Source organism: Modestobacter lapidis (assembly GCF_054780755.1).
Genome location: NZ_BAAGVS010000007.1, coordinates 99,623 through 118,793 on the forward strand (window position 1 = coordinate 99,623; position 19,171 = coordinate 118,793).

Genomic DNA, 19,171 nt, shown 5'->3' on the forward strand with positions numbered 1-19,171 from the left:
CGCGGGCCGGCTCGTACCAGCCGGTAACAAAGCTATTACCGACGGGTAACCGGAGCAAGCTCCCCGGTCGCGACTCGCCCGGAGGGGTAGCCGGAACCCACTCGTGGCCCGGCCGGCGTCAGTCCCGGCTGTCCGCGTGCGCGTCCGGCTCGGCCTCCGGCGGCGGGTACACCGGCCCGGCGGTGCCGTCGGCGTCGTCCCCGTCGGGCGGGGACGTCGCGCCGCCCAGCGGGGCGACGTCGCGGTCGGGAGCGGGCTGGGGGCCGGAGGTGCTCATCGACCGAGTGTCCGCCCGGGCGGCCCGGCCCACCCGCCGGGACGTGTGGCGCCCCGCGCCGTGCGATCGGGGAGCGCCGGGTGGCATCGTCCCACTCCGTCCCCCGACCGATCGCCGATCCTGGGAGCAGCCCGTGGCCCCGAACCCCCGATCCTTCCCCTCCGAGGCGCTCGCACACGGCGCCCGCGGTGCCCGCCTCGACCTCGCCCCGGAACGGGCCGAGGTGGTCGGCGCGGTGCTGGCGGAGATGTACGCGCTGATCGACCGGCTCGACGACGTCCCCTTGGGGGATACGCCACCGGCCACCGCGTTCGACGCCCGCTGGGAGGCCTGAGCATGCAGCCGTACGAGCTGTCGCTGACCGCGGCGGCCGCCGAGATCGGCGCGCGCCGGCTGTCGCCGGTCGAGCTGACCGAATCCGTCCTCGGGCGGATCGAGGCCACCGAGCCGGCGCTCGGCGCCTTCGCCCACGTCACCGGCGACCTGGCCCGCGAGGCCGCCGCGGCCGCCGAGGCGGAGATCGCCGCCGGCCGGTACCGCGGCCCGCTGCACGGCATCCCGCTGGGTGTGAAGGACCTGTACGACACCGCCGGGGTGCCGTCCACGTCCAGCTCCAAGGTGCGCGCCGAGCACGTGCCCGACACCGATGCGGCCGCGGTCGAGCGGCTGCTCGCCGCCGGGATGGTGATGGTGGGCAAGACGCACACCCACGAGTTCGCCTTCGGCGGCATCACCCCCACGACCCGGAACCCCTGGGACACCGGGCGGATCCCGGGCGGCTCGAGCGGCGGGTCCGGTGCCGCCGTCGCCGCGGGGTCGTGCATGGTGGGCCTGGGCACCGACACCGCCGGGTCGATCCGCATCCCGGCCAACCTCTGCGGCACCGTGGGGCTGAAGCCGACCTACGGCCGGACCTCGCGACGGGGCGTGACGTCGCTGTCCTGGTCGCTGGACCACGTCGGGCCGCTGACCCGCAACGTGACCGACGCCGCGCTGGTGCTCGACGCGATCGCGGGGCACGACCCGCTGGACCCGGCCTCGGTCGACGTCCCGGTACCCGACCACGCGGCGGGCCTGACCGGCGACGTCACCGGCCTGCGCGTCGGGGTGCCCACGAACTACTTCTTCGACCACGTGCATCCCGACGTCGAGCGGTCCGTCCGGGCAGCGGTCGAGGTGCTCGTGGGGCTGGGCGCCCAGGTGCGGGAGGTGACGATCCCGTACCCCGACCAGGTGCTGGGCACCGAGTGGGGGATCGTGCTGCCCGAGGCCGCCGCCTACCACCAGCAGTCGCTGCGGGCCGGCGCGGACCTGTACCTCGAGACGACCCGGCTGTCGCTGGAGGTGGGGGAGCTCGTCCTCGCCACCGACTACATCAAGGCGCTGCGGGTGCGCACCCTCGTCCAGCGCGCCTGGGCGGCGATGTTCGCCGACATCGACGTGCTGGTCACCCCGGTCCAGCCCTTCGTCGCACCCCGGGTCGGGGAGACGGAGGTGACCTGGCCGGACGGCTCCACCGAGTCGGTGGACCAGGCCATGGTCCGCCTGACGTCCCCCGGGAACCTCACCGGCCTGCCGGTCCTGGCCGTACCCGTCGGCTTCGACGCCGCCGGCCTGCCGCTCGGCATGCAGATCACCGGAAGGCCCTTCGACGAGGCGACGGTGCTCGACGTGGGGAAGGCCTACGAGGCCGCCACCGACGTGGTCGGCCGGATCGCGCCGGTCGGCTGAGACCCGGCCCGGGCGGACCCTTCGGAGGGCCGCCCGGGCGCCGGGTCACTCGTCGAGGGCGGGGCCCGCCAACTGGTGCGGATGGCCGGGGGTGCGCTCGCGCTGCTTCATCCGCGCCTCGAACACGTGCCGGTCGCCGTCGGCGAGCTCGTCGCGGGCGCGCTGGTCGAAGGCGCGGAAGGCGGCCCAGTAGCTCGCGTCGAAATCCTCGACGACCTGGAAGGTCCACCGGTCGGCGATCACGTTGCGGCCCACCAGGTCGCGCTCGAGGGCGTCGGCGAGGTCGGTCTGGCCGGCGTCGCGGAACCCGGCCACGGCGTCCTGCAGCAGCCGGTCGGCCTTGCCGGTCAGCTGGTGGAAGCCGTACAGCAGGCCGCGGGCCTGGTCGACGGTCTCCAGCGCCTCGGACAGCTTGCCGAGGGCGGACACCGTGTCGTCGTCGAGATCGGGGCGGGTGCGGTCGCTCACCCGACCATCCTGGGGCCCGCCGGCGGGCGCCGCCGCTCGACCGCCGTCCTACCGCACCCAGCCGGCTCCGCTGCAGGGTCCAGCACGCAGCGGCCCCGTCCAGCGGCTCGCCCTGAGCGTGCGACGGGTGCGGGGGACGCAGTCCCTCTTCAGGCCGGCTGCTCCTGGGCGATCGCCACGTCGATGAGCCGCTCGGCCAGCGCGCGCCCGTGCGAGGCGGGGCCGTCGGGGCCGAGCAGGCCGCCGGAGAGGTACATGCCGTCGATGATCAGGTGCACCTGTGCGGCGAGGTCCTCGGCGTACCCGGGCACGAGCTCGCCGGCCAGGGCGAGCAGCCGCATGTGCAGCTCGTACTTGTAGTCCGCCGCGGCGCTGCGCGCCGGGTGCTGCGGGTCGTCGTACTCGCTGCTGACGTTGGTGAACGGGCAGCCGCGGAAACCGACCCGGGTGACGTCGGACTCGACGATGTCCACGACCGACAGCAGAGCGGCGCGGGGATTCCCGTCCAGCCGGTCCAGCTCGGCGTCGACGTACCCCAGCACGGTGGCGGCCTTGCGGCTCAGGTAGGCACCGACCAGGTCGTCCTTGCTCTTGAAGAGCCGGTAGACCGTCATCTTGCCCAGGCCGGTCTCGCGCACGAGCTCGTCCATGCCGACGCTGCGCGAGCTGCGGGCGGCGAACAACCGCTCCGCGGTGTCCAGGACGATCTGCTGCCGCTCGGCGCGGGAGCGCCGGAGCGGCGCCTGCCCGTCGTCAGCGGGGTGCAGGGGGAGAGCTGCGGCAGTCACGCGACCGATCGTGCAGCACCACGTGACGGAGCAGTTCGCGGCACGCCGGGGGGCAGCGCCGATTGCGCTGAGTCACTGGGGAGGGGGTGCATCCCGGGACGACGGGGGTTCCTGGTGCGCATGTGACAGCGGTGCGTCACCGCCAGCACCTGGGCCGCCGCCGTCCGCGACCCCGCGCCACCGGTCGGGTCAGGCCCGGCGCGTCCGGCGGGGGTTGGCCAGCATCCGGGCGACCACGGCGGCCTGCGCGTGCGTCTCGGTGGCGGCCGGCTCGGGGGCCTGCTGGTCGTCGTCGCGGTGGTCGTCGTCGATGTCACGCATGTTGTCCAGCTTCCCCTGTGTCACCGGCCGGAAAACAGGCCCGGAACGGGTGAAACCCGGTCGGGTGGTGAGACGTCGCTCACGGGGGGCCGGCGGTCAGGGAGTGCGCTCGGGTACCAGCGGGCCGGCCACCTCGGGCGCCGGGGCGGCTCCCGGGCGGATGCGCTCCCGGGTCGCGGCGAGCGACCCCACCCAGACCAGCGTGGCGACCGCGACGATGAAGAAGCTCGGCGGGAGGTCGACCATGGCCGAGAGCAGCAGCCCCAGCCACACCGAGCCCAGGGCGAACAGCACCGCCAGGCCGGCCACGGCCCCGGGACGGGCGGTGAGCCGCAGGGCCGCGGCCGCCGGGGTGACCACCAGGGCGAACAGCAGCAGGGTCCCGACGACCTGCACCGCCATGGTGATGGTGAGCGCCAGCAGCACGACGAAGGCGATGCCCAGCGCGCGTACCGGCACGCCCCGGGCCTCCGCGACGGCGGGGTCGACCGAGGCGAAGACCAGCGGGCGGGCCAGCACCGCCAGGGTCAGGACGACGACGGCGGTGAACGCGCCGAAGATCCACAGCTGACCCGAGGAGATGGCCAGCAGGTTGCCGAACAGCACGTTGGTGGTCGCGCTGGCGTTCGCGGCGGCGAGCGAGGCGAACAGCACGCCCAGCCCGGTGGCCGCGGCCAGCACCGTGCCCGTGGCGACCTCGCGGTCGGCGCCGCGGCTGCCGAACAGCCCGATCAGCAGGCCACCACCGAGGCAGAACACCGCCAGCCCGAGGGTCACCGGGGCGCCGAGCAGGATCGCCCCGGTCGCGCCGGGGAAGCCGATGTGGGCCAGGGCGTGGGCGGCGAAGGCGTTCTGCCGGGTGATGACGAACCAGCCCATCAGCCCGGCCGCCAGCGCGACCAGCGTGCCGCCGATGAACGCGTGCTGCATGAAGGTGGTCTGCAGCACCTGGAGCCAGTTGCTCTGGAACTGCACCGCGGCGGCCTGCACCTCGGTGGTCACGAGGTGCTGCTCCGGCCACCGCGGGTGAACAGGTCGCCCTGCGGCGTGCGCACCACCCGGATCGGCGTGCCGTAGAGGTGGGTCAGCAGATCCTCCTGCACCACCTCGTCGATCCGGTCGTGGTGCGGGTGCCCGTCGAGCAGGTAGACCGCGTCGGTCAGCACCGGCAGCAGCGGGTTGAGGTCGTGCGCGACCACCATGATCGTCACCGGGCGCTCCTCGCGGAGCGCGCCGAGCAGCTCGACGACCTCGTGCTGGTGGCGCAGGTCGAGGTTGGCCAGCGGCTCGTCGAGCAGCAGCAGCTCGGCGTCGTCGACGATCGCCTGGGCGATCGCCACCCGTTGCTGCTGCCCGCCGGAGAGCCGGGACATCCGCTCGTCGGCGTAGTCGCGGGCGCCCACGCGGGCCAGCGCCTCGTCGACGCGCGCGCGGTCGGCGGCGGAGATCCGGCGGACCCCGAACCGGGTGCCGGTCAGGCCCAGGGTCACCAGGTCGCGCGCCCGGACGGCGTCGCTCACGGCGGAGCGGTAGTTCTGCGGGACGTACCCGATGCGCCGGTCGCCGCGCCGCGGAATTCCGCCGAGCACCTCGATCCGCCCCTCGGCCACCGGCAGCAGGCCCAGCACGAGCTGGAAGAGCGTCGTCTTGCCGGCCCCGTTCGGCCCGATGACGCCGACGATGGCGCCGGTCCCGACGCGCAGGGTGCCGTCGGACCAGATGGTGCGGCCGCCGCGCACCGCCCGGACGCCGTCGAGGACGAGGGCGTCGTCGGTGCGCGGCCGCGCCGTCGTCCGGTCCGGGCTCGTCGTGGTCATGTCCCGCCCAGTGCGTCCGACAGTTGCCGCAGCTGGTCCAGCTGCCATGCCACGAACGAACTGCCACCGGCGGGCTGCGATTCCGTGACCTCCACGACGGGCACGCCGGCGTCCTCCGCGGCGGCCCGCAACTGTGCGGGGATGCTGCCCTCGGTCTGGGTGTTGTGGACCAGCACGTCGATGGAGCCGTCGTCCAGGGCGGCCTGGAAGGCAGCGATGTCGCCGGGGGCGGGATCGGTCTCGTTGCTGGCGGCGGCCCGGTAGCCCGGCGGCGTCGCGTCGGTCAGGCCGATCTCCGCGGCCATCGGGTCGAAGACCGTCTCGGTGGCGGCGTAGCTCCGGCCGGTGGCGTCGGCCTGCAGGGCGGTGATCGCGTCCCGGTAGGGCCGCAGGTCCGCGGTCCAGGCGTCGGCCTGCGCGGCGAAGAAGCCGGCGGCGTCGGGAGACAGCTCGCTCAGCGCCGCGGTCACCGCCGCCCCCGTCGCGGTGACGCCGTCCGGGGAGGACCAGAGGTGCGGGTTCGCCCCGCCGGCGGCGTGGCCGTGGTCGGTCTCGTGCTCGGTCTCGTGCTCGGCCGCGCCGTGCTCCCCGGCTCCCTCCACGCCGGCGGCCGCGGCGGCGTCGACCACCACCGGCGCGGGGTCCAGGGTGGCGACGGCGGCCGACGCCCAGGAGTCGTAGCCGGCGCCGTTGACCACGACGAGTTCGGCGTCCTCGAACGCGGCGAGGTCGCCGGCGGTGGGCTCGAAGTCGTGCGGGTCGACGGCGGCGGAGTCGACGATCGTGGTGACGTTGGCGCAGTCGCCGGCCAGCGATCGGACGAGATCGCCCCACTGGCCGACCGACACGACGACGTCGACCACCTCGCCCGGGCAGTTCGCCGGGTCGCCGGCGCTGGTCGGGTCGCCCGCGTCGGCCGCGCCGGAGCAGGCGCTCAGGGCGAGCGCCGCGGCGGCGGCGAGGGCGGCAGCGCGAGCAGGGGCGGTGGTGCGGGGGCGGTGCACGATGGGACTCCGGTCGGCCTAGTGACAATGATTCTCAAAGTCAGTATCACTGGTCCGGCCGTCCGGCGTCCACCCGCCCCTCCCGGCCGCCGGGGGCGGCCGGGCCGGCGGTGCGATCAGCTGCTGGTCACCGGGTGTCCGGGCCGCTTCCGGACGTGTCGTCGTCGGCGCCCTCGGCAGGCTCGGCGGGGTGCGGCGTGCGCCCGGTGCCCTCCTCGTCGCGGGACGCCGCCCCGCCGTCGGGCTGGTCCACGTCACTGGCACGCTGCGGTGCGCTCTCGGTCATGCCCCGGCCCTTCCCCGCGGCCCGGCCGGGCAACCGTCCGGCGCTCCCGCGCCTCGGTCGACCGGAACGGCGGCCGGCGTCCGGGAGAGCAGGTCGCGCACGGCGGTGTCGTCGGGCAGCGCACCGCGCGCCCCGGGGCCGGTCGTCGAGGACGCCGCGGCGGCGACCGCGTAGCGCACGGCCCCCGCCAGCTCGGTGCCCCCGGCCAGCGCCTGGGCCAGCGCGCCGCAGAAGCAGTCGCCGGCGCCGGTGGTGTCGACCGGCGACACCACCGGTGCGGCCTGCAGCAGCGCCGGCCCCGTGGCCGGGACCACCAGCGCGCCGCGGGCGCCCAGGGTGACCACCACGGCCGGCACGCCCAGCTGCCGGCTCAGCGCGGTCAGCTCGGCGGGTGTGCGGTCGCCGTCGTCCGCGCCGGTCAGCCGCACCAGCTCGTGCTCGTTGGGCACCAGCACGTCGACCCGGTCCAGCAGTCCGGCCGGCAGCGGTTGCGCCGGCGCCGGGTTGAGGACGACGGTGCCCCGGGCCGCCGCGGCCGCCGCCCGCACGGTGTCCAGCCGGTTCTCCAGCTGGAGCAGCACCACGGCGGCCCGGTGCACCTCGGGCCGGTCGACGTCGTCCGGGCCGAGGGCGGTGTTGGCACCGGGCACGACGACGATGAGGTTCTCCCCGCCGGCCGCCTCCACCGGGATGGTGGCGGTGCCGGTCAGCTCGCCGGGGGTGCGGTGCACCAGCCGCACGTCCACCCCGAGGTCGGCCAGCGCGGCCCGCTGCCGCTCGCCGGCCGGGTCGTCCCCGACCCGGCCCACCATGGCCACCCCCGGGCCGAGCCGGCCGGCGGCAGCGGCCTGGTTCGCCCCCTTGCCCCCGGGGGCGACCCGTACGGACGTGCCGATCACGGTCTCCCCGCGGCCGGGCAACCGGTCCACGGTGACCAGCACGTCCTCGTTGAGACTGCCGACGACGAGAACGGACACCGTTCCTCCTGTTCGCTGACCGGTCGCGGTCCCGGTCAGCAGAGCACAGGTGCCCCGCCGGGTCAGCCGCCCGGCCGCGACCGTTCCCGCAGCGGAGCGACGTACCAGCTGAGCAGCCCGACCGCGGTCACCAGCGCGCAGCCGACGACCGCGGGCCACCGGCCCAGCGCCACGTCGAGGACGAGCAGCACCGCGCTGCCGATACCGGTCAGCAGCAGCGCCAGGCCGAGGGACAGCGTCAGCGCCGCGAAGTCGACGAGGGCCTCCTTCCGGCGCTTGCGGAAGACCGCGCGGTGGAACGAGACGGGCGCGATGAGCAGCATGGTGGCCAGCGCGCTGCTGGTCAGGGTCACGGTGTAGACGGTGGTGCCGAAGGTGTCGAGCTCGCTGAAACGGGACTGGAACGGCAGGGTCAGCAGGAAGGCGAAGAGCACCTGGACGCCGGTGATGGCCACCCGCATCTCCTGCAGCAGCTCGTTGACGTTGCGGTCGAGCACCTCGTCCGGTGTCTCGCCACGGGCGCGGGCGGACCGGTGCACGTCCTTCCCGTCTGTGGCCACCTCCGGCCGGTACCCGCCGGACCGGCCCGCCGACACCCGGGGGAGGTCGGTGGGCAGCCATCGCCGGCCGTCGCGGAAGTAGCGTCCGCACCATGGCGCACCCTCCGTCCCGGGCCCGCAACGACCCGGCCCAGTACGACGAGCTCGTCGACCAGTGGTGGGAACCGGCCGGGTCCTTCGCGATGCTGCACTGGCTGGCTGCTGCGCGGGCCGAGCACGTGCCACCCGCGCCCGGGCCGGACGCCCTGCTGGTCGACCTGGCCTGCGGCGGCGGCCTGATGGCGCCGCACGTGGCCCGGCTGGGCTACCGGCACGTCGGCGTGGACCTCGGGCTGACCGGCCTGGCGGTGGCCCGCACCCACGGGGTCACGGTGGTCGGCGGATCGGTGCTCGCCGTCCCGCTGGCCGACGGGTGTGCCGACGTGGTGCTCGCCGGCGAGATCCTCGAGCACGTCGCCGACCACGACCGGGTGCTCCGCGAGTGCGCCCGGTTGCTGCGGCCCGGGGGCACCCTCGTGGTGGACGCGATCGCCGCCACCCGGCTGGCCGACCTGATCGCCGTCCGGATCGCGGAGCGGCTGCCCGGGGGCCCGCCGCCGGGCCTGCACGACCCCGCCCTGTTCGTCGACCGCGCGGCGCTCACCGCCACCGCCGAGCAACTGGGGCTGGACCTGCGGCTGGTCGGGCTGCGCCCGTCGGTGCGCGACCTGCTGGCCTGGCGGCGCGACGGGCGGACGAGCGTGCGGATGCGCCCGCTGCGCTACACCGGGGTGCTGTTCGCCGGGTACGGGCGGAAGCGGTGAGCCGGCTCCGGCGGCGGGCGGTCGGCGGCCCACGTACTTTCGGGGGCATGAGCGAGAACGGCTGGGTGGACCCGAACGTGCTGGTGACCGGCCCGTGACGGCGGCGGTACTCACCGGCGCCGGGCGGGCCCTGCCGGCGACCTACTCCCAGGACGAGGTGTGGGACGGCTTCTTCGCCCGGCACTACTCCGAGATCCGGGCGGCGGAGCGCATCTTCAAGGCCACCGGGGTGCGCACCCGGCACGCGGTGGCCAACCCGGTGGACGAGGACCTCTCGAACTGGGGGACGGGTGCCCGGATGGAGCGGTACCTGACCGAGGCGCTGCCGCTGGGGAAGCAGGCGGTCGCCGGCGCGCTCGACGCGGCCGGCCTGGCGCCCGGGGACGTCGGGCTGTTCGCCGTCGCCACGTGCACCGGGTACGCCACCCCCGGTCTGGACATCCGGCTGGCCAGCGACCTGGGCATGCCCGGTGGGCTGCAGCGGCTGCTGATCGGGCACATGGGCTGCTACGCCGCGTTGCCCGGCCTCGGCGCGGTGACCGACTTCGTGGCGGCACGGTCGCGGCCGGCAGTCCTGCTGTGCTGCGAGCTGACCAGCCTGCACGTCCAGCCGGCGCAGCGCGACCTCGACCAGGTGGTCGCCCACGCGCTGTTCAGCGACGCCGCCGCCGCGGTCGTCGTCGAGCCGGGCGCCGGTCGCGGACGACGGATGGCCGGCCTGGTCGCCCGCACCGACGCCTCGACCGCCGACCACATGACCTGGGACGTCACCGACCTCGGCTTCCGGATGGGGCTGTCCCCCCGGGTCCCCGACGTGCTGGCGCGGCACGTGGGCGAGGTGGTCACCGAGCTGCTGGACGGTGCCGGGCTGCGCTTCGGGGACGTCGCCGGCTGGGCGGTGCACCCGGGGGGGCCGCGGATCCTCGACGTCGTCCGCGACGAGCTGGGGCTGACCGAGCCGCAGATGGCGGCCTCCCGGCGGGTGCTGGCCGAGCACGGGAACTGCTCGTCGGCGACCGTCCTGCTGGTGCTGGAGGAGCTCGCCGACGTCGACGGCCCGGTGGTGGCCATGGCGTTCGGTCCCGGGCTGACGCTCTACGCCGCCCTGTTGCTGCCGGCCTGACGCCCGGCGCACCGCAGGGGCTTCCTCGGGCACCTCGCGCGGCCCTACCCTCCACGGGACCACCTCAGCGTGGAGGCGGTCGAGGAGGGCGGCGTGAGCGGTCCAGGGCCTGGCCCGGTACGGGTGTTCCTGTTCTGCCCCGACGAGGTGTTCCGCCGGGGGATGGCGGGGGTGCTCGGCGACGATCCGGAGCTCGCCGTTGTCGGCGAGGCCGGGTCGGTGGCCGAGGCCCTGGCCCGGTTGCCCGCGCTGCGCCCGGACGTGGCCGTGCTGGACCTGCCCGGCGCCGACCTCGTCGAGGTCCACCGCCGGTTGCGCGGTCTGCTGCCCCGCACCGCGGTGCTGGTCCTGCAGGGCCCGGGTGGGGCGTTCCCCGAGGGGAACGGCGCGCCCGCGGCGCTCCGCAAGCCGGTCCGCGGCAACGCCCTGGTGGCCGCGGTGCACGCGGTCGCTGCCGGGATGCACCCGTCGTCGGCCGGGCCGCTCCGGCACCGGCGTCGCGATCTGGGAGGGGACCGGCTGGCCGTGCTGACCGAACGCGAGCGGGCGGTGCTGCGGCTGATCGGCGAGGGGCTGACCAACCGGCAGATCGCCGACCGGATGGGGCTGGCGGAGAAGACGGTGAAGAACTACACCTCCCACCTGCTCGCCAAGCTCGGCCTCGAACGGCGTACCCAGGCCGCGATCCTCGCGACGAAGCTGGGACAGCCGGACCCCACGGGCTGAGCCGCAGCGGCCGGCGGCGGGCCGCGCGGTGCGGAGTTCCCCCGAGACGACCGGACGGGGCAGGGCCCGGTCGTCTCGGTGGGCGGGGGAGGAGTCAGGCGATCCGGGCGACGCGCCGGAGCGGGGTGCGGGCCACGGCCGGACGCAACAGGGTCTTGCCGTGGGTGCCGACGACGACCAGGTCGGCGCCCCGGGCGGCGCCGGCGAACGCCTCGAACACCTGGGCGTCCAGCACGGCGGTGCGCACCTGCGGCTGCACGCCGGCTTCCGCGCTGGCGGCGCGGACGCGGGCGTCCAGCTCGGCCAGCAAGGCCCCGTGCCCGGGCCGCTCGACGAGCAGGTCGTCCCCGGCCGCATCGGCACGGACGCTGACCGCGACGACGGTCGCCTCGCGGCGGGCCGCCTCGCGCAGGGCCCACACCAGGGCGGTGGAACTGGACGGGTCGGCGTCCACCGCCACGAGCAGCCACGGACGCTGGCGGCGGGGGAGGCGCGGGATGGGACGGGCCGGGGCGGCGGCCGTCGGGGTGCCGGCGGACGGCGGGGTCAGGGCATCGGTCCGGCCGGGGACGGTGCAGTCGGCGACGGCCACGGGTGGCGGCGCGGCGGGGGCGTCGGGGGCCACGACGAGCAGTCGCGCGGGGTGCATGCGGGCATCGTGTCCACGCCGTCACGCTGTGGACAGAGACGAAAGGCCCGGTCCCTGACGATCCAAACCCGTCCGGTACCGAAAGAGCGCTGCTTCCGGCGCGCCTCTACAGTCAGTAGCCGTATCACTGCAAGTTACGAACTACCAGGTGGTCTACAACCTACCAGAGCGTGCCCCGCCGCCAGTCGCACGTCAGCGTCCGGTCCAGGTCGAGGGGTCTGGGGGTGGACGGGGTGGGGAGCACGAAGACCGGCCCATCCGGCGTCGGGACGACGCCCGTCGGGGTCAGCGCTGCCAATGGTCCCGCCCAGGGCAGCCAGCCGCGGCGGGCGTAGAGCCGTGCGCCGTCCTCGCTGGCGGCGAGGGCGCCGAGCTCGAAGCCGCCGCTGACCAGTCGCTCCACCGGGGCCATCAGCCGGCCGCCGACACCCCGGCGCCGCCACGCGGCGCCGGTGGCGACCGCCTCGACGTAGCCGGTGCGGAGGGTGTGCTCCCCGACCACCATCTGCCGCCCGACGACGGCCGCGTGGGCCGCCAGGTCGCCGTCGACCGTGGCGAGCACGTGCACTCCACCGAGCGCGTGGGACCAGTCGTCGTCGCCGAACCGGCCGGCGAAGGCGTCGTTCAGGAACGCGCGGAGCAGGTCGGTCTCGGCGGCGGTGAGGTCGGCGGTGACGACCGTGCGGAGGTCGACCCGCCCGGTGGGAGGAGCGCTGGTCACCGGACCAGCTTCGTCGAGCCGGGCGCGAAGCGCAGTGGTGCGGCCTCGGGACGGGGCCCGGTGGAGGCGGAGAGCGGGTGACGAGAATCGAACTCGCACTGTCAGCTTGGGAAGCTGATGTTCTACCATTGAACTACACCCGCGGTGGGGCCTTGCAGCCCTCGTCGGAGAGCGTAGCAAGGCCCGTAGCCCGGTCGGCAGGCCGTCCGGGCGGTCGCTCTAGATCACGACCCCGCTGCAGCCCGCGCTGCAGTCCATCGCCCAGAATCCCGCCCGCAGCGAGGCGTACTTCGCCGTCCGGACGAGCCGCTCGCCGCGCGGCCCGGCCTTCGTCGGGGTGCCGGCCTCGGCGCCCCCGCCCGCCCCGGCGTCCGGTCCGCTGCCCGGCGCAGGGAGGCTCGGGGCCGGCGTGCTCGGCGCCGGGGTGCCGGGCGCCGGGGTGCCCGCTCCGGCCACGTAGGTCAACCCGCCGGCCAGCACCGAGGACTGCTGCCCGCTGGCGGAGAACAGGGTGACGTCGTAGGTGCCCGCCGCCCGGGCGGGTGCCCGGAAGGTCAGCGAGGTCGCCGACCAGCGCACCACGGTCGCCATGGCGCTCGGGCCCACCAGGACCCGCGCCCCGGAGGTGATGCCCGACCCGGTGATCGTCACCTCGGTGCCGCCCGCGGTGCCCACCGTGGACGGGGCGATCCGGGTGACCCGGAAGGCGCCGGTGCTCGGGTAGTCCCTGGAACCGCCGGTGGCCGGCGGGGTGCCGCCCGGGGTCGTGCCGGTACCCGGCGTGGTGCCGGTACCTGGGGTGGTGCCGGTACCCGGGGTGGTGCCGGTACCCGGGCTCCCCGTGCTGGGGGGCGTGGTGCCGGTGTCCGGCGTCGGGGTCCCCGTGCCCGGGGTGGTGCCGCTGCCGGGCGTGGTACCGGGGGCCGGGCTCCCGGTGCTGGGAGGCGTGGTGCCGGTGCCCGGGGTCGTGCCGGGCGTGGTGCCGGTGCCGGGCGTCGGGGTGCCGGGCGTCGGGGTGCCGGGCGTCGGGGTGCCGGTACCCGGGGTTCCCGTGCTGGGGGGCGTGGTGCCGGTGCCCGGCGTCGGGCTGCCGGGCGTCGGGCTGCCGGGCGTCGGGCTGCCGGGCGTCGGGCTGCCGGGCGTCGGGGTGCCCGGCGTGGTGCCGGTGCCCGGCGTCGCTCCGGGGCCGGGGGTGGCTGCTGCCGTGCCGACCAGCAGCGGAGCCGCCTGGGTGCGGCCCACGGCCTCGCCGTCGCGGTACAGCTGCACGTCCAGCACGTACCGGCCGTCCGCCAGCTCCACCGAGGGGGCCAGCTCCAGCTGGTCCACCGACGGCCGGCTGCCGAGGGCGAACGTGGCCTGTCCGGCGTCGTCCGTGGTCTGCTCGACGCCGTCCAGCGTGATCCCCGTGTCGGCCAGCGCCCACGTCTCACCGTCCTGGGCCATGCCGAGGCCGACGGTCACCGACCACTCGCCGGCGGCCGGCGGGCTGGTGACGGTGACCCGGGGGGTCAGCGTGCCCGCCGGGCCGGTCATGCCGCCGAACCGGTAGGAGGTGGTGGCGGCGATCCGCGACGGCAGGTGGGCGAGCGTGAGCCGCCCGCCGGTGACGGACCTGCCGGCGAAGGCGGCGACCGGGTCCACGTCACCGAGCAGCGCCGCCTTGAGCTCGGCCGCGGTGGCCGAGGGCATCAGCGAGCGGTACAGCGCGACCGCAGCGGCGACATGGGGTGCGGAGAAGGAGGTGCCGTTGATCGGCCGGTAGCCGCCGTCGTTCCACGTGGTCACGATCCAGCTGCCGGGCGCGAACAGGTCGACCGATCGGGCGCCGTACGCGGAGAAGGAGCTGACCGTGTCACCGGCCGTGCTGCTCCCCACGGTGATGACGTTGGGGTCCGTCAGGCTGGCCGGGTACACGATCGAGGTGTCCCGGTTGCCGGCATCGTTGCCGGCCGCAGCCACGACCAGGACGTTCTTGCTGGCGGCGTAGGCCACTGCGGCCTGCAGCGTGGTCAGCGGGTGGCCGGAGACCGCCCCGCCGAAGGAGGCGTTGACGACTGCCGCGCCGTGGTCCACGGCGTAGCGGATGGCCTCTGCCGCGAGGTACACGTCCAGCGTGTCGCCGCTACCGACGGCCAGGGGCATGATCGTGGCGTCCGGCGCTATCCCGGCGGAGCCGTGGCCGTTGCCCGCCGCGGCGGCGACGACGCCGGAGACGGCGGTCCCGTGGCTGCCGCCGGCGCCGTTGTCCACGTCCGCGGAGTTGGCGGCGAAGTTCCAGCCGTGGCAGTCGCCGGCCTTGCCGTTGCCGTCGGTGTCGACCGCGCCGCAGCGCTCGGCCGGGTTGGTCCACAGCGAACCGGCGAGGTCGGGGTGGTCGGAGTCGAATCCGGTGTCGATGACCGCCACGATGACGCCCTGGCCCGTGGTGGCGGTCCAGCCGTCCGTGGCGTCGACGTCGGCGTCAGCGCGGGCGGCCTGCTGGTAGGCGTTGGAGCCGGTGTTCTCCAGGTTCCAGCCGTACTGCGCCCAGTAGGGATCGGTGACCGAGCCCGCGACGGGCACCGCGGGAGAGAAGTCCACCGTCGCCACGCCCGGCAGCGTCCGGAGCTCCTGCGGGGTCAGGCCGGCGGTGGCCACCAGCGCGGATCCGTCGTGCAGGGCCTGCGCGGAGTCGACGCCGGCGACGTCGTCCAGTGCGGTGAGGAACTCCGGCGTCACCGCGCCGTCCGCGGCGGTGAGGACGTACCGGATCAGCCCGTCCCCGGGACCGAACCCCTGGGCGACCGTCAGCGCGGGCTGGGCCAGGGCGTCGACGGCGGCGGCGCCGCCGAACCCGGTCAGGGCGGCGGCGGCGACCGCCACCACGCGGGTGCGGGTGCGGGTGCTGGTCGACCGGGCCGTGCTCGGTGGGGCGGCGCTCGGGGTGGGGATGCGTGTCATCGGGCCCTCTCCTGGCGCGTGCCGGACGGCACGCCACTGAGGAGCCAACGGCGGCAGCGGGTGTTACCGGGAGGGGGTGCACCGCTGGAGTCGCCCAGAGTGGTGACGCACCGAGGCCGGATCGCAACTCTCCGTGCGGCCTGGGCTGCTGCCGCTCAGCCTCGCATCTCGCCCAGGAAGCCGGTCATCTCCGACCGGAGCCGCTCCGCCATCCGGAAGAGCCCGGTGATGTCGGAGTCGCCCCGCACCACGCTCGCCGAGCCGTGGCGGACAGTGCGCCCCACCGGGGTGGATCGGCAGGGGGCGGCCCGGGTGGACCCGGCTCCCGCGGGTGAGACGACGGCCCCGGCCGGTCCGTCCCTAGACTCCGCGCCATGCTGCTGTCCGACCGTGACATCCGCGCCGCCCTGGCGGCCGGCCGGCTGGGCATCGCGCCCTACGACGCCGGGATGGTCCAGCCCTCGAGCATCGACGTGCGCCTGGACCGGTTCTTCCGGGTGTTCAACAACGCCCGGTACACCCACATCGACCCGGCGCTGCAGCAGGACGACCTGACCACCCTGGTCGAGCCGGCGGGCGAGGAGCCGTTCGTCCTGCACCCCGGCGAGTTCGTGCTCGGGTCCACCCTCGAGGTCGTCTCCGTCCCCGATGACCTCGCCGCCCGGCTGGAGGGCAAGTCGTCGCTGGGCCGGCTGGGTCTGCTGACGCACTCCACGGCGGGGTTCGTGGATCCCGGGTTCTCCGGCCACATCACCCTGGAGCTCTCGAACGTGGCCAACCTGCCGATCACGTTGTGGCCGGGCATGAAGATCGGGCAGCTGTGCCTGTTCCAGCTGAGCTCGCCGGCCGAGCACCCCTACGGCTCGGCGGTGTACGGCTCGCGGTACCAGGACCAGCGCGGGCCGACGCCGTCCCGGTCGTTCCGGAACTTCAGCCGGGCCGACACCCGCCGGCTCGACCCGGCCTGACCGTCGTCCCCCGCTCGGCAGGGTGAGATCGATCATGGGCCGGGTGACGAGCGGGGCGGCGGGGTAGGGGCCGCCCATGGACCTCCGGGACAGCCCTGACGCCGCGGTGCTGCGGCCCCCTCCCGCCGCACCCGACAGCGTCGGCTCCTTCGAGTGCGCGGAGGAGTCCGCGCACTACGCCTTCTCCGTGCAGCTCCTGCTCACCCAGTACGCATCCCTCGTGCCCTGGCGGCAGGAGGGGGTCGCCGAGCTCGGCAGCGGCGATGCCCGGGCCATCGGCCAGGTGGTGCGCACCCAACCCGGGCTGCGGGTGCACGGCACCGACATCAGCGCCACGTCGGTGCAGCGGGCCCGCGAGTCCATCGCCGAGCTCGGTGTGGCCGACCGCTACACCGTCGAGCTGGGCGACTTCTTCGAGTGGGCCGACTCCCCGGCGGGGCAGCGGATCGCCACGGCGATCGCCAACCCGCCCTACCTCCCCGCCCCCGACGGCGACCTCCTGATGCCCGAGCTGTGGGGCGGCGAGCACGGCAACGACCTGGTGCTGCGGCTGCTGAAGGCCGGCTTCGAGCACGTCCTCGTGGCCCTGCCCAGCTACTCCGATCCGGCTGAGACGCTCAGCACCGCGGCCCATCTGGGCTACCGGGTGGCGAATTTCCTGGCCATGGGCCTGGAGTTCGGCCGCTACAGCCGTGAGCCGAAGGTGCTCCGGCACATCCAGCAACTGGTCGCCGAAGGACGCGGCTGGGCCGGCGATGACGAGTACGTCGTCGCCGTCGCCCTGCTCACCCGGTCACCCGAGGTCCGGGACCGGTCCGACCAGGTGCGCCGCGCCCTGCAGCTGCCGGGCTGACCGTCCGGGGCCGGCCACCGCGGTGGGGTCAGGCGCCCGGCTCCCGGTGGGCGTGCGACACGGTCACCGGGAGCTCGGCGCCGGCCACCTCGACGTCCGGACCCTGGGCTCCGGCGGCGTCGGTGCGGGATCCCGCGGGGCCGGCGGCACCGGGCAGCTCGTCGTCGACGTACCGCTCCCGGCAGACGGCCCAGCCGCTGACCAGCAGCAGCGCCACGGCCACGTAGACCAGCACGAACATGCCGGTGTAGCCGCCCGTGACCCCCCGCAGCACCCCGACCAGCAGCGGTCCGACCCCGGCCAGGACGTATCCCCAGCTCTGGGTCACCGTCGACAGCGCCGCCGTCGACTCCGGCGTCCTGGCCCGCAGGCCCATCAGGGTCAGCACCATCGCGAACGTACCCATGCCCAGGGCGAGCAGGCTCATCCACAGCCAGGTCGCGGTCAGCGGCGACACCAGCAGACCGGTCCAGCCGGCGAGGTAGCAGCCGAGGAAGAGCAGCAGTAGCGGCCGCTGCAGGCGCTGCCGGACCGTCAGGGACGGGACGACAGCGTTCACCGGGATGACGACCACCGCGTTGAGGCCGAGCAGGAGGCCGGCGGTGGCCGCCGCCATGCCCTGGTCGCGGAGGTACTGCGCGGTCCAGCCGATGATCACGTAGGCCTGCATCGCCTGCAGCCCGAACATCACCCCCATCGCCCAGGTCAGCCGGCTGCGGGCGAGGGCACGCATCCGCACCGAGCGGTGCGCGCCGCGCGAGCTGCCCGGCCGGGCCGGCACGGCGAGCCACGGCACCGCGGCCACCAGCGCGAGCGCCGCCCAGATGCCCAGGGCCCAGCGCCAGCCGTCGGTGCCGATGCCGGCCGCGATGCCCGCCGTGGCGCCGGAGGCCAGGGCGCCGCCGATGGCCATCGAGGTGCCGTAGGCGCCGACGAGCAGGCCGGTCCGCTCGGGGAAGTACCGCTTGACCAGGCCCGGGAGCAGCACGTTGCCCAGGGCACCGCCGGCCATCGCCGCGACCGTGCCCAGCACGAACAGCGCGAACGAGCCGGCCACCGCCCGCCCCACCAGCCCGAGGGCCATGGCCAGCATCGCGGCGGCGAGCACGTGGCCGTCGCGGAAGCGGGCGGCCAGCGGCGGCCCGGCCAGACCCAGGAGGGCGAAGCACAGGACGGGCAGCGTCGTGATGACCCCGGCCGCGGCGGAGGACACGCCGAGTCCGTGCTCGATCTCGGCGAGCACCGGACCGACCGAGTTGACCGCCGTGCGCAGGTTCAGCCCGGTGAGCACGATCGCCGCACCGACGAGCAGCAGGCCCCGCCGGCCCGGGGCGGACGGCGGCGCGGGGGTGGTGCGGGTCACGACCGGTCATCGTCCTCCGACGACCGGGCCGCAGCGCCCCGGGGTCAGCGCGTGCCGCTGACGGTGACCTGCACCTCCGCGACCGGCCGGCTGGTGCCGTCGGCGGCGACCTGCCGCAGGACCAGCCGGTGCGGACCGTCGCCGGCCGGGGTGGCCACCGTCAGGGTGGGGCTCAGGCACTGCTGCAGCTCCAGCTGCGGGCCGGCCGCCGACTCGGTGTAGGAGACGGTGCTGCCGGCGTTCCCGCGCACCGGTACGCCGTCCAGGGTGACCACGTAGAGCACGCCGTCGGGGCCGGTGAGCCGGAACCGGAGCGGCTGCCCGGCCGTGACCGCGCTGGTCTCCACGCCGATGGCCGGGGTGCGGCAGTCGGCGGCCAGGGGCACCGGCTCGGCACCGCGACCACCGATCGCCGCCAGCACGGCCATGACCACCACCGCGACCGCCAGCCAGGTCCAGTGCCGGCTGCGGTGCACCGGGGGACGGTCGTCGGCGAGCGCCCGCTCGTCGTTGACGTCACGGGCGTAGTGCATCCGGGTGCGGCGGTTGCCGGCAGCCAGCTCGGCGTCCGCCCGGCCCCGGGCGCCGCCGAAGACGAAACTCACGCCGCCCAGTGTCCCTGGTGACGCGCTGGAGCGGCCCCCGTGCAGGGTCCCGCGCCGAGCTTGCGAGGGGTGGGGGGCGCGGGCGGCCCCCGTGCAGGGTCCCGCGCCGAGCGTGGTGACGTGCTGGAGCGGCCCCGCTGCAGGGGCCCGCCGCGAGCTCGCGAGCGGTGGGGGGCAGCGGGGTCCTT

Annotated in this window: 23 protein-coding genes and 1 tRNA gene; 7 read left to right on the forward strand and 17 right to left on the reverse strand. The window is 75.5% G+C overall.

Annotation, left to right across the window (positions count from 1 at the left end; translation table 11 throughout):
- Positions 1-118: 118 nt before the first annotated feature.
- Positions 119-277, reverse strand: coding sequence for a hypothetical protein (locus tag ACYVG5_RS10480; protein ID WP_222048785.1), 159 nt, complete (start codon positions 275-277; stop codon positions 119-121).
- 133 nt (positions 278-410) lie between these two features.
- On the opposite strand from ACYVG5_RS10480, the gene ACYVG5_RS10485 reads away from it, so the two are divergent.
- Both ACYVG5_RS10485 and ACYVG5_RS10490 read left to right on the forward strand, forming a co-directional pair.
- Entirely contained in the window at positions 411-611 is a 201-nt protein-coding gene (locus ACYVG5_RS10485; RefSeq protein WP_460683161.1) for a hypothetical protein, read from the forward strand.
- 2 nt (positions 612-613) lie between these two features.
- Positions 614-2,008, forward strand: coding sequence for an amidase (locus tag ACYVG5_RS10490; protein WP_222048787.1), 1,395 nt, complete (start codon positions 614-616; stop codon positions 2,006-2,008).
- A gap of 45 nt (positions 2,009-2,053) precedes the next feature.
- On the opposite strand, the gene ACYVG5_RS10495 is transcribed toward ACYVG5_RS10490, so the two are convergent.
- The 9 genes from ACYVG5_RS10495 to ACYVG5_RS10535 all read right to left on the reverse strand — a co-directional run bounded on the left by ACYVG5_RS10495 (position 2,054) and on the right by ACYVG5_RS10535 (position 8,229).
- Positions 2,054-2,476, reverse strand: a complete 423-nt coding sequence (locus tag ACYVG5_RS10495; RefSeq protein WP_222048788.1) for a hypothetical protein — start codon at positions 2,474-2,476, stop codon at positions 2,054-2,056.
- 149 nt (positions 2,477-2,625) lie between these two features.
- The gene (locus ACYVG5_RS10500; protein ID WP_222048789.1) at positions 2,626-3,264 is read right to left on the reverse strand and encodes a TetR/AcrR family transcriptional regulator; all 639 of its coding nucleotides are present in this window, start codon (positions 3,262-3,264) and stop codon (positions 2,626-2,628) included.
- Positions 3,265-3,453: 189 nt separating this feature from the next.
- Entirely contained in the window at positions 3,454-3,609 is a 156-nt protein-coding gene (locus ACYVG5_RS10505) for a hypothetical protein (RefSeq protein WP_222048790.1), read from the reverse strand.
- Between the two features lie 72 nt (positions 3,610-3,681).
- Entirely contained in the window at positions 3,682-4,587 is a 906-nt protein-coding gene (locus tag ACYVG5_RS10510; protein WP_222048791.1) for a metal ABC transporter permease, read from the reverse strand.
- Entirely contained in the window at positions 4,584-5,402 is an 819-nt protein-coding gene (locus ACYVG5_RS10515) for a metal ABC transporter ATP-binding protein (RefSeq protein ID WP_222048792.1), read from the reverse strand. The genes ACYVG5_RS10510 and ACYVG5_RS10515 overlap by 4 nt, the downstream gene beginning before the upstream one ends.
- Positions 5,399-6,406, reverse strand: coding sequence for a metal ABC transporter solute-binding protein, Zn/Mn family (locus tag ACYVG5_RS10520; RefSeq protein WP_222048793.1), 1,008 nt, complete (start codon positions 6,404-6,406; stop codon positions 5,399-5,401). The genes ACYVG5_RS10515 and ACYVG5_RS10520 overlap by 4 nt, the downstream gene beginning before the upstream one ends.
- A gap of 127 nt (positions 6,407-6,533) precedes the next feature.
- Positions 6,534-6,692, reverse strand: coding sequence for a hypothetical protein (locus ACYVG5_RS10525; protein ID WP_222048794.1), 159 nt, complete (start codon positions 6,690-6,692; stop codon positions 6,534-6,536).
- Entirely contained in the window at positions 6,689-7,669 is a 981-nt protein-coding gene (locus ACYVG5_RS10530; RefSeq protein WP_222048795.1) for a ribokinase, read from the reverse strand. Before ACYVG5_RS10530 ends, ACYVG5_RS10525 begins: the two co-directional genes overlap by 4 nt.
- 62 nt (positions 7,670-7,731) lie before the next feature.
- Entirely contained in the window at positions 7,732-8,229 is a 498-nt protein-coding gene (locus ACYVG5_RS10535; RefSeq protein WP_222048796.1) for a DUF6328 family protein, read from the reverse strand.
- Positions 8,230-8,321: 92 nt separating this feature from the next.
- On the opposite strand from ACYVG5_RS10535, the gene ACYVG5_RS10540 reads away from it, so the two are divergent.
- The 3 genes from ACYVG5_RS10540 (at position 8,322) to ACYVG5_RS10550 (ending at position 10,881) form a co-directional block, all read left to right on the forward strand.
- The gene (locus ACYVG5_RS10540) at positions 8,322-9,032 is read left to right on the forward strand and encodes a methyltransferase domain-containing protein (RefSeq protein ID WP_222048797.1); all 711 of its coding nucleotides are present in this window, start codon (positions 8,322-8,324) and stop codon (positions 9,030-9,032) included.
- Between the two features lie 94 nt (positions 9,033-9,126).
- Positions 9,127-10,155 carry a type III polyketide synthase gene (locus ACYVG5_RS10545; RefSeq protein WP_222048798.1) on the forward strand — a complete coding sequence of 343 codons (1,029 nt, stop codon included), beginning with the start codon at positions 9,127-9,129 and terminating at the stop codon, positions 10,153-10,155.
- 93 nt (positions 10,156-10,248) lie between these two features.
- Complete coding sequence (locus ACYVG5_RS10550) at positions 10,249-10,881, forward strand: response regulator transcription factor (RefSeq protein ID WP_460683162.1); 633 nt, start codon at positions 10,249-10,251, stop codon at positions 10,879-10,881.
- Between the two features lie 94 nt (positions 10,882-10,975).
- Here the strand turns inward: ACYVG5_RS10550 and ACYVG5_RS10555 are convergent, their stop codons facing one another.
- From ACYVG5_RS10555 to ACYVG5_RS10575, 5 genes are all read right to left on the reverse strand, one after another.
- On the reverse strand, positions 10,976-11,530 hold the full coding sequence (locus ACYVG5_RS10555; RefSeq protein WP_222048799.1) for a universal stress protein: 555 nt from the start codon (positions 11,528-11,530) through the stop codon (positions 10,976-10,978).
- A gap of 160 nt (positions 11,531-11,690) precedes the next feature.
- A complete protein-coding gene (locus ACYVG5_RS10560) occupies positions 11,691-12,251 on the reverse strand; it encodes a GNAT family N-acetyltransferase (protein WP_222048800.1) in 561 nt (186 codons plus the stop codon).
- A gap of 72 nt (positions 12,252-12,323) precedes the next feature.
- Positions 12,324-12,394: transfer RNA gene (locus ACYVG5_RS10565), tRNA-Gly, on the reverse strand.
- A gap of 76 nt (positions 12,395-12,470) precedes the next feature.
- Positions 12,471-15,194 carry a S8 family serine peptidase gene (locus ACYVG5_RS10570; protein ID WP_222048801.1) on the reverse strand — a complete coding sequence of 908 codons (2,724 nt, stop codon included), beginning with the start codon at positions 15,192-15,194 and terminating at the stop codon, positions 12,471-12,473.
- Positions 15,195-15,349: 155 nt separating this feature from the next.
- Positions 15,350-15,478, reverse strand: a complete 129-nt coding sequence (locus tag ACYVG5_RS10575) for a hypothetical protein (protein ID WP_460683163.1) — start codon at positions 15,476-15,478, stop codon at positions 15,350-15,352.
- Positions 15,479-15,568: 90 nt separating this feature from the next.
- Here ACYVG5_RS10575 and dcd point away from each other — a divergent pair, with 90 nt between their 5' ends.
- Together dcd and ACYVG5_RS10585 are read left to right on the forward strand one after the other, a co-directional pair.
- Entirely contained in the window at positions 15,569-16,162 is a 594-nt protein-coding gene (dcd, locus tag ACYVG5_RS10580; protein WP_222048802.1) for a dCTP deaminase, read from the forward strand.
- A gap of 76 nt (positions 16,163-16,238) precedes the next feature.
- Positions 16,239-17,015 (forward strand): class I SAM-dependent methyltransferase, encoded by a 777-nt coding sequence (locus ACYVG5_RS10585; RefSeq protein ID WP_246630291.1) that lies wholly within the window; start codon positions 16,239-16,241, stop codon positions 17,013-17,015.
- A gap of 28 nt (positions 17,016-17,043) precedes the next feature.
- Here ACYVG5_RS10585 and ACYVG5_RS10590 read toward each other — a convergent pair whose 3' ends face one another.
- Together ACYVG5_RS10590 and ACYVG5_RS10595 are read right to left on the reverse strand one after the other, a co-directional pair.
- The gene (locus tag ACYVG5_RS10590) at positions 17,044-18,378 is read right to left on the reverse strand and encodes an MFS transporter (RefSeq protein ID WP_222048803.1); all 1,335 of its coding nucleotides are present in this window, start codon (positions 18,376-18,378) and stop codon (positions 17,044-17,046) included.
- 44 nt (positions 18,379-18,422) lie between these two features.
- Positions 18,423-18,983 (reverse strand): hypothetical protein, encoded by a 561-nt coding sequence (locus tag ACYVG5_RS10595; protein WP_222048804.1) that lies wholly within the window; start codon positions 18,981-18,983, stop codon positions 18,423-18,425.
- Positions 18,984-19,171 lie beyond the last annotated feature (188 nt).

What these genes read in the sequence shown, in the direction of transcription:
- ACYVG5_RS10480 (WP_222048785.1), bottom strand. Translation starts at nt 277, where the DNA reads ATGAGCACCTCCGGCCCCCAGCCCGCTCCCGACCGCGACGTCGCCCCG.
- ACYVG5_RS10490 (WP_222048787.1), top strand. Translation starts at nt 614, where the DNA reads ATGCAGCCGTACGAGCTGTCGCTGACCGCGGCGGCCGCCGAGATCGGC.
- ACYVG5_RS10515 (WP_222048792.1), bottom strand. Translation starts at nt 5,402, where the DNA reads ATGACCACGACGAGCCCGGACCGGACGACGGCGCGGCCGCGCACCGAC.
- ACYVG5_RS10525 (WP_222048794.1), bottom strand. Translation starts at nt 6,692, where the DNA reads ATGACCGAGAGCGCACCGCAGCGTGCCAGTGACGTGGACCAGCCCGAC.
- ACYVG5_RS10540 (WP_222048797.1), top strand. Translation starts at nt 8,322, where the DNA reads ATGGCGCACCCTCCGTCCCGGGCCCGCAACGACCCGGCCCAGTACGAC.
- ACYVG5_RS10555 (WP_222048799.1), bottom strand. Translation starts at nt 11,530, where the DNA reads ATGCACCCCGCGCGACTGCTCGTCGTGGCCCCCGACGCCCCCGCCGCG.
- ACYVG5_RS10570 (WP_222048801.1), bottom strand. Translation starts at nt 15,194, where the DNA reads ATGACACGCATCCCCACCCCGAGCGCCGCCCCACCGAGCACGGCCCGG.
- dcd (WP_222048802.1), top strand. Translation starts at nt 15,569, where the DNA reads ATGCTGCTGTCCGACCGTGACATCCGCGCCGCCCTGGCGGCCGGCCGG.
- ACYVG5_RS10585 (WP_246630291.1), top strand. Translation starts at nt 16,239, where the DNA reads ATGGACCTCCGGGACAGCCCTGACGCCGCGGTGCTGCGGCCCCCTCCC.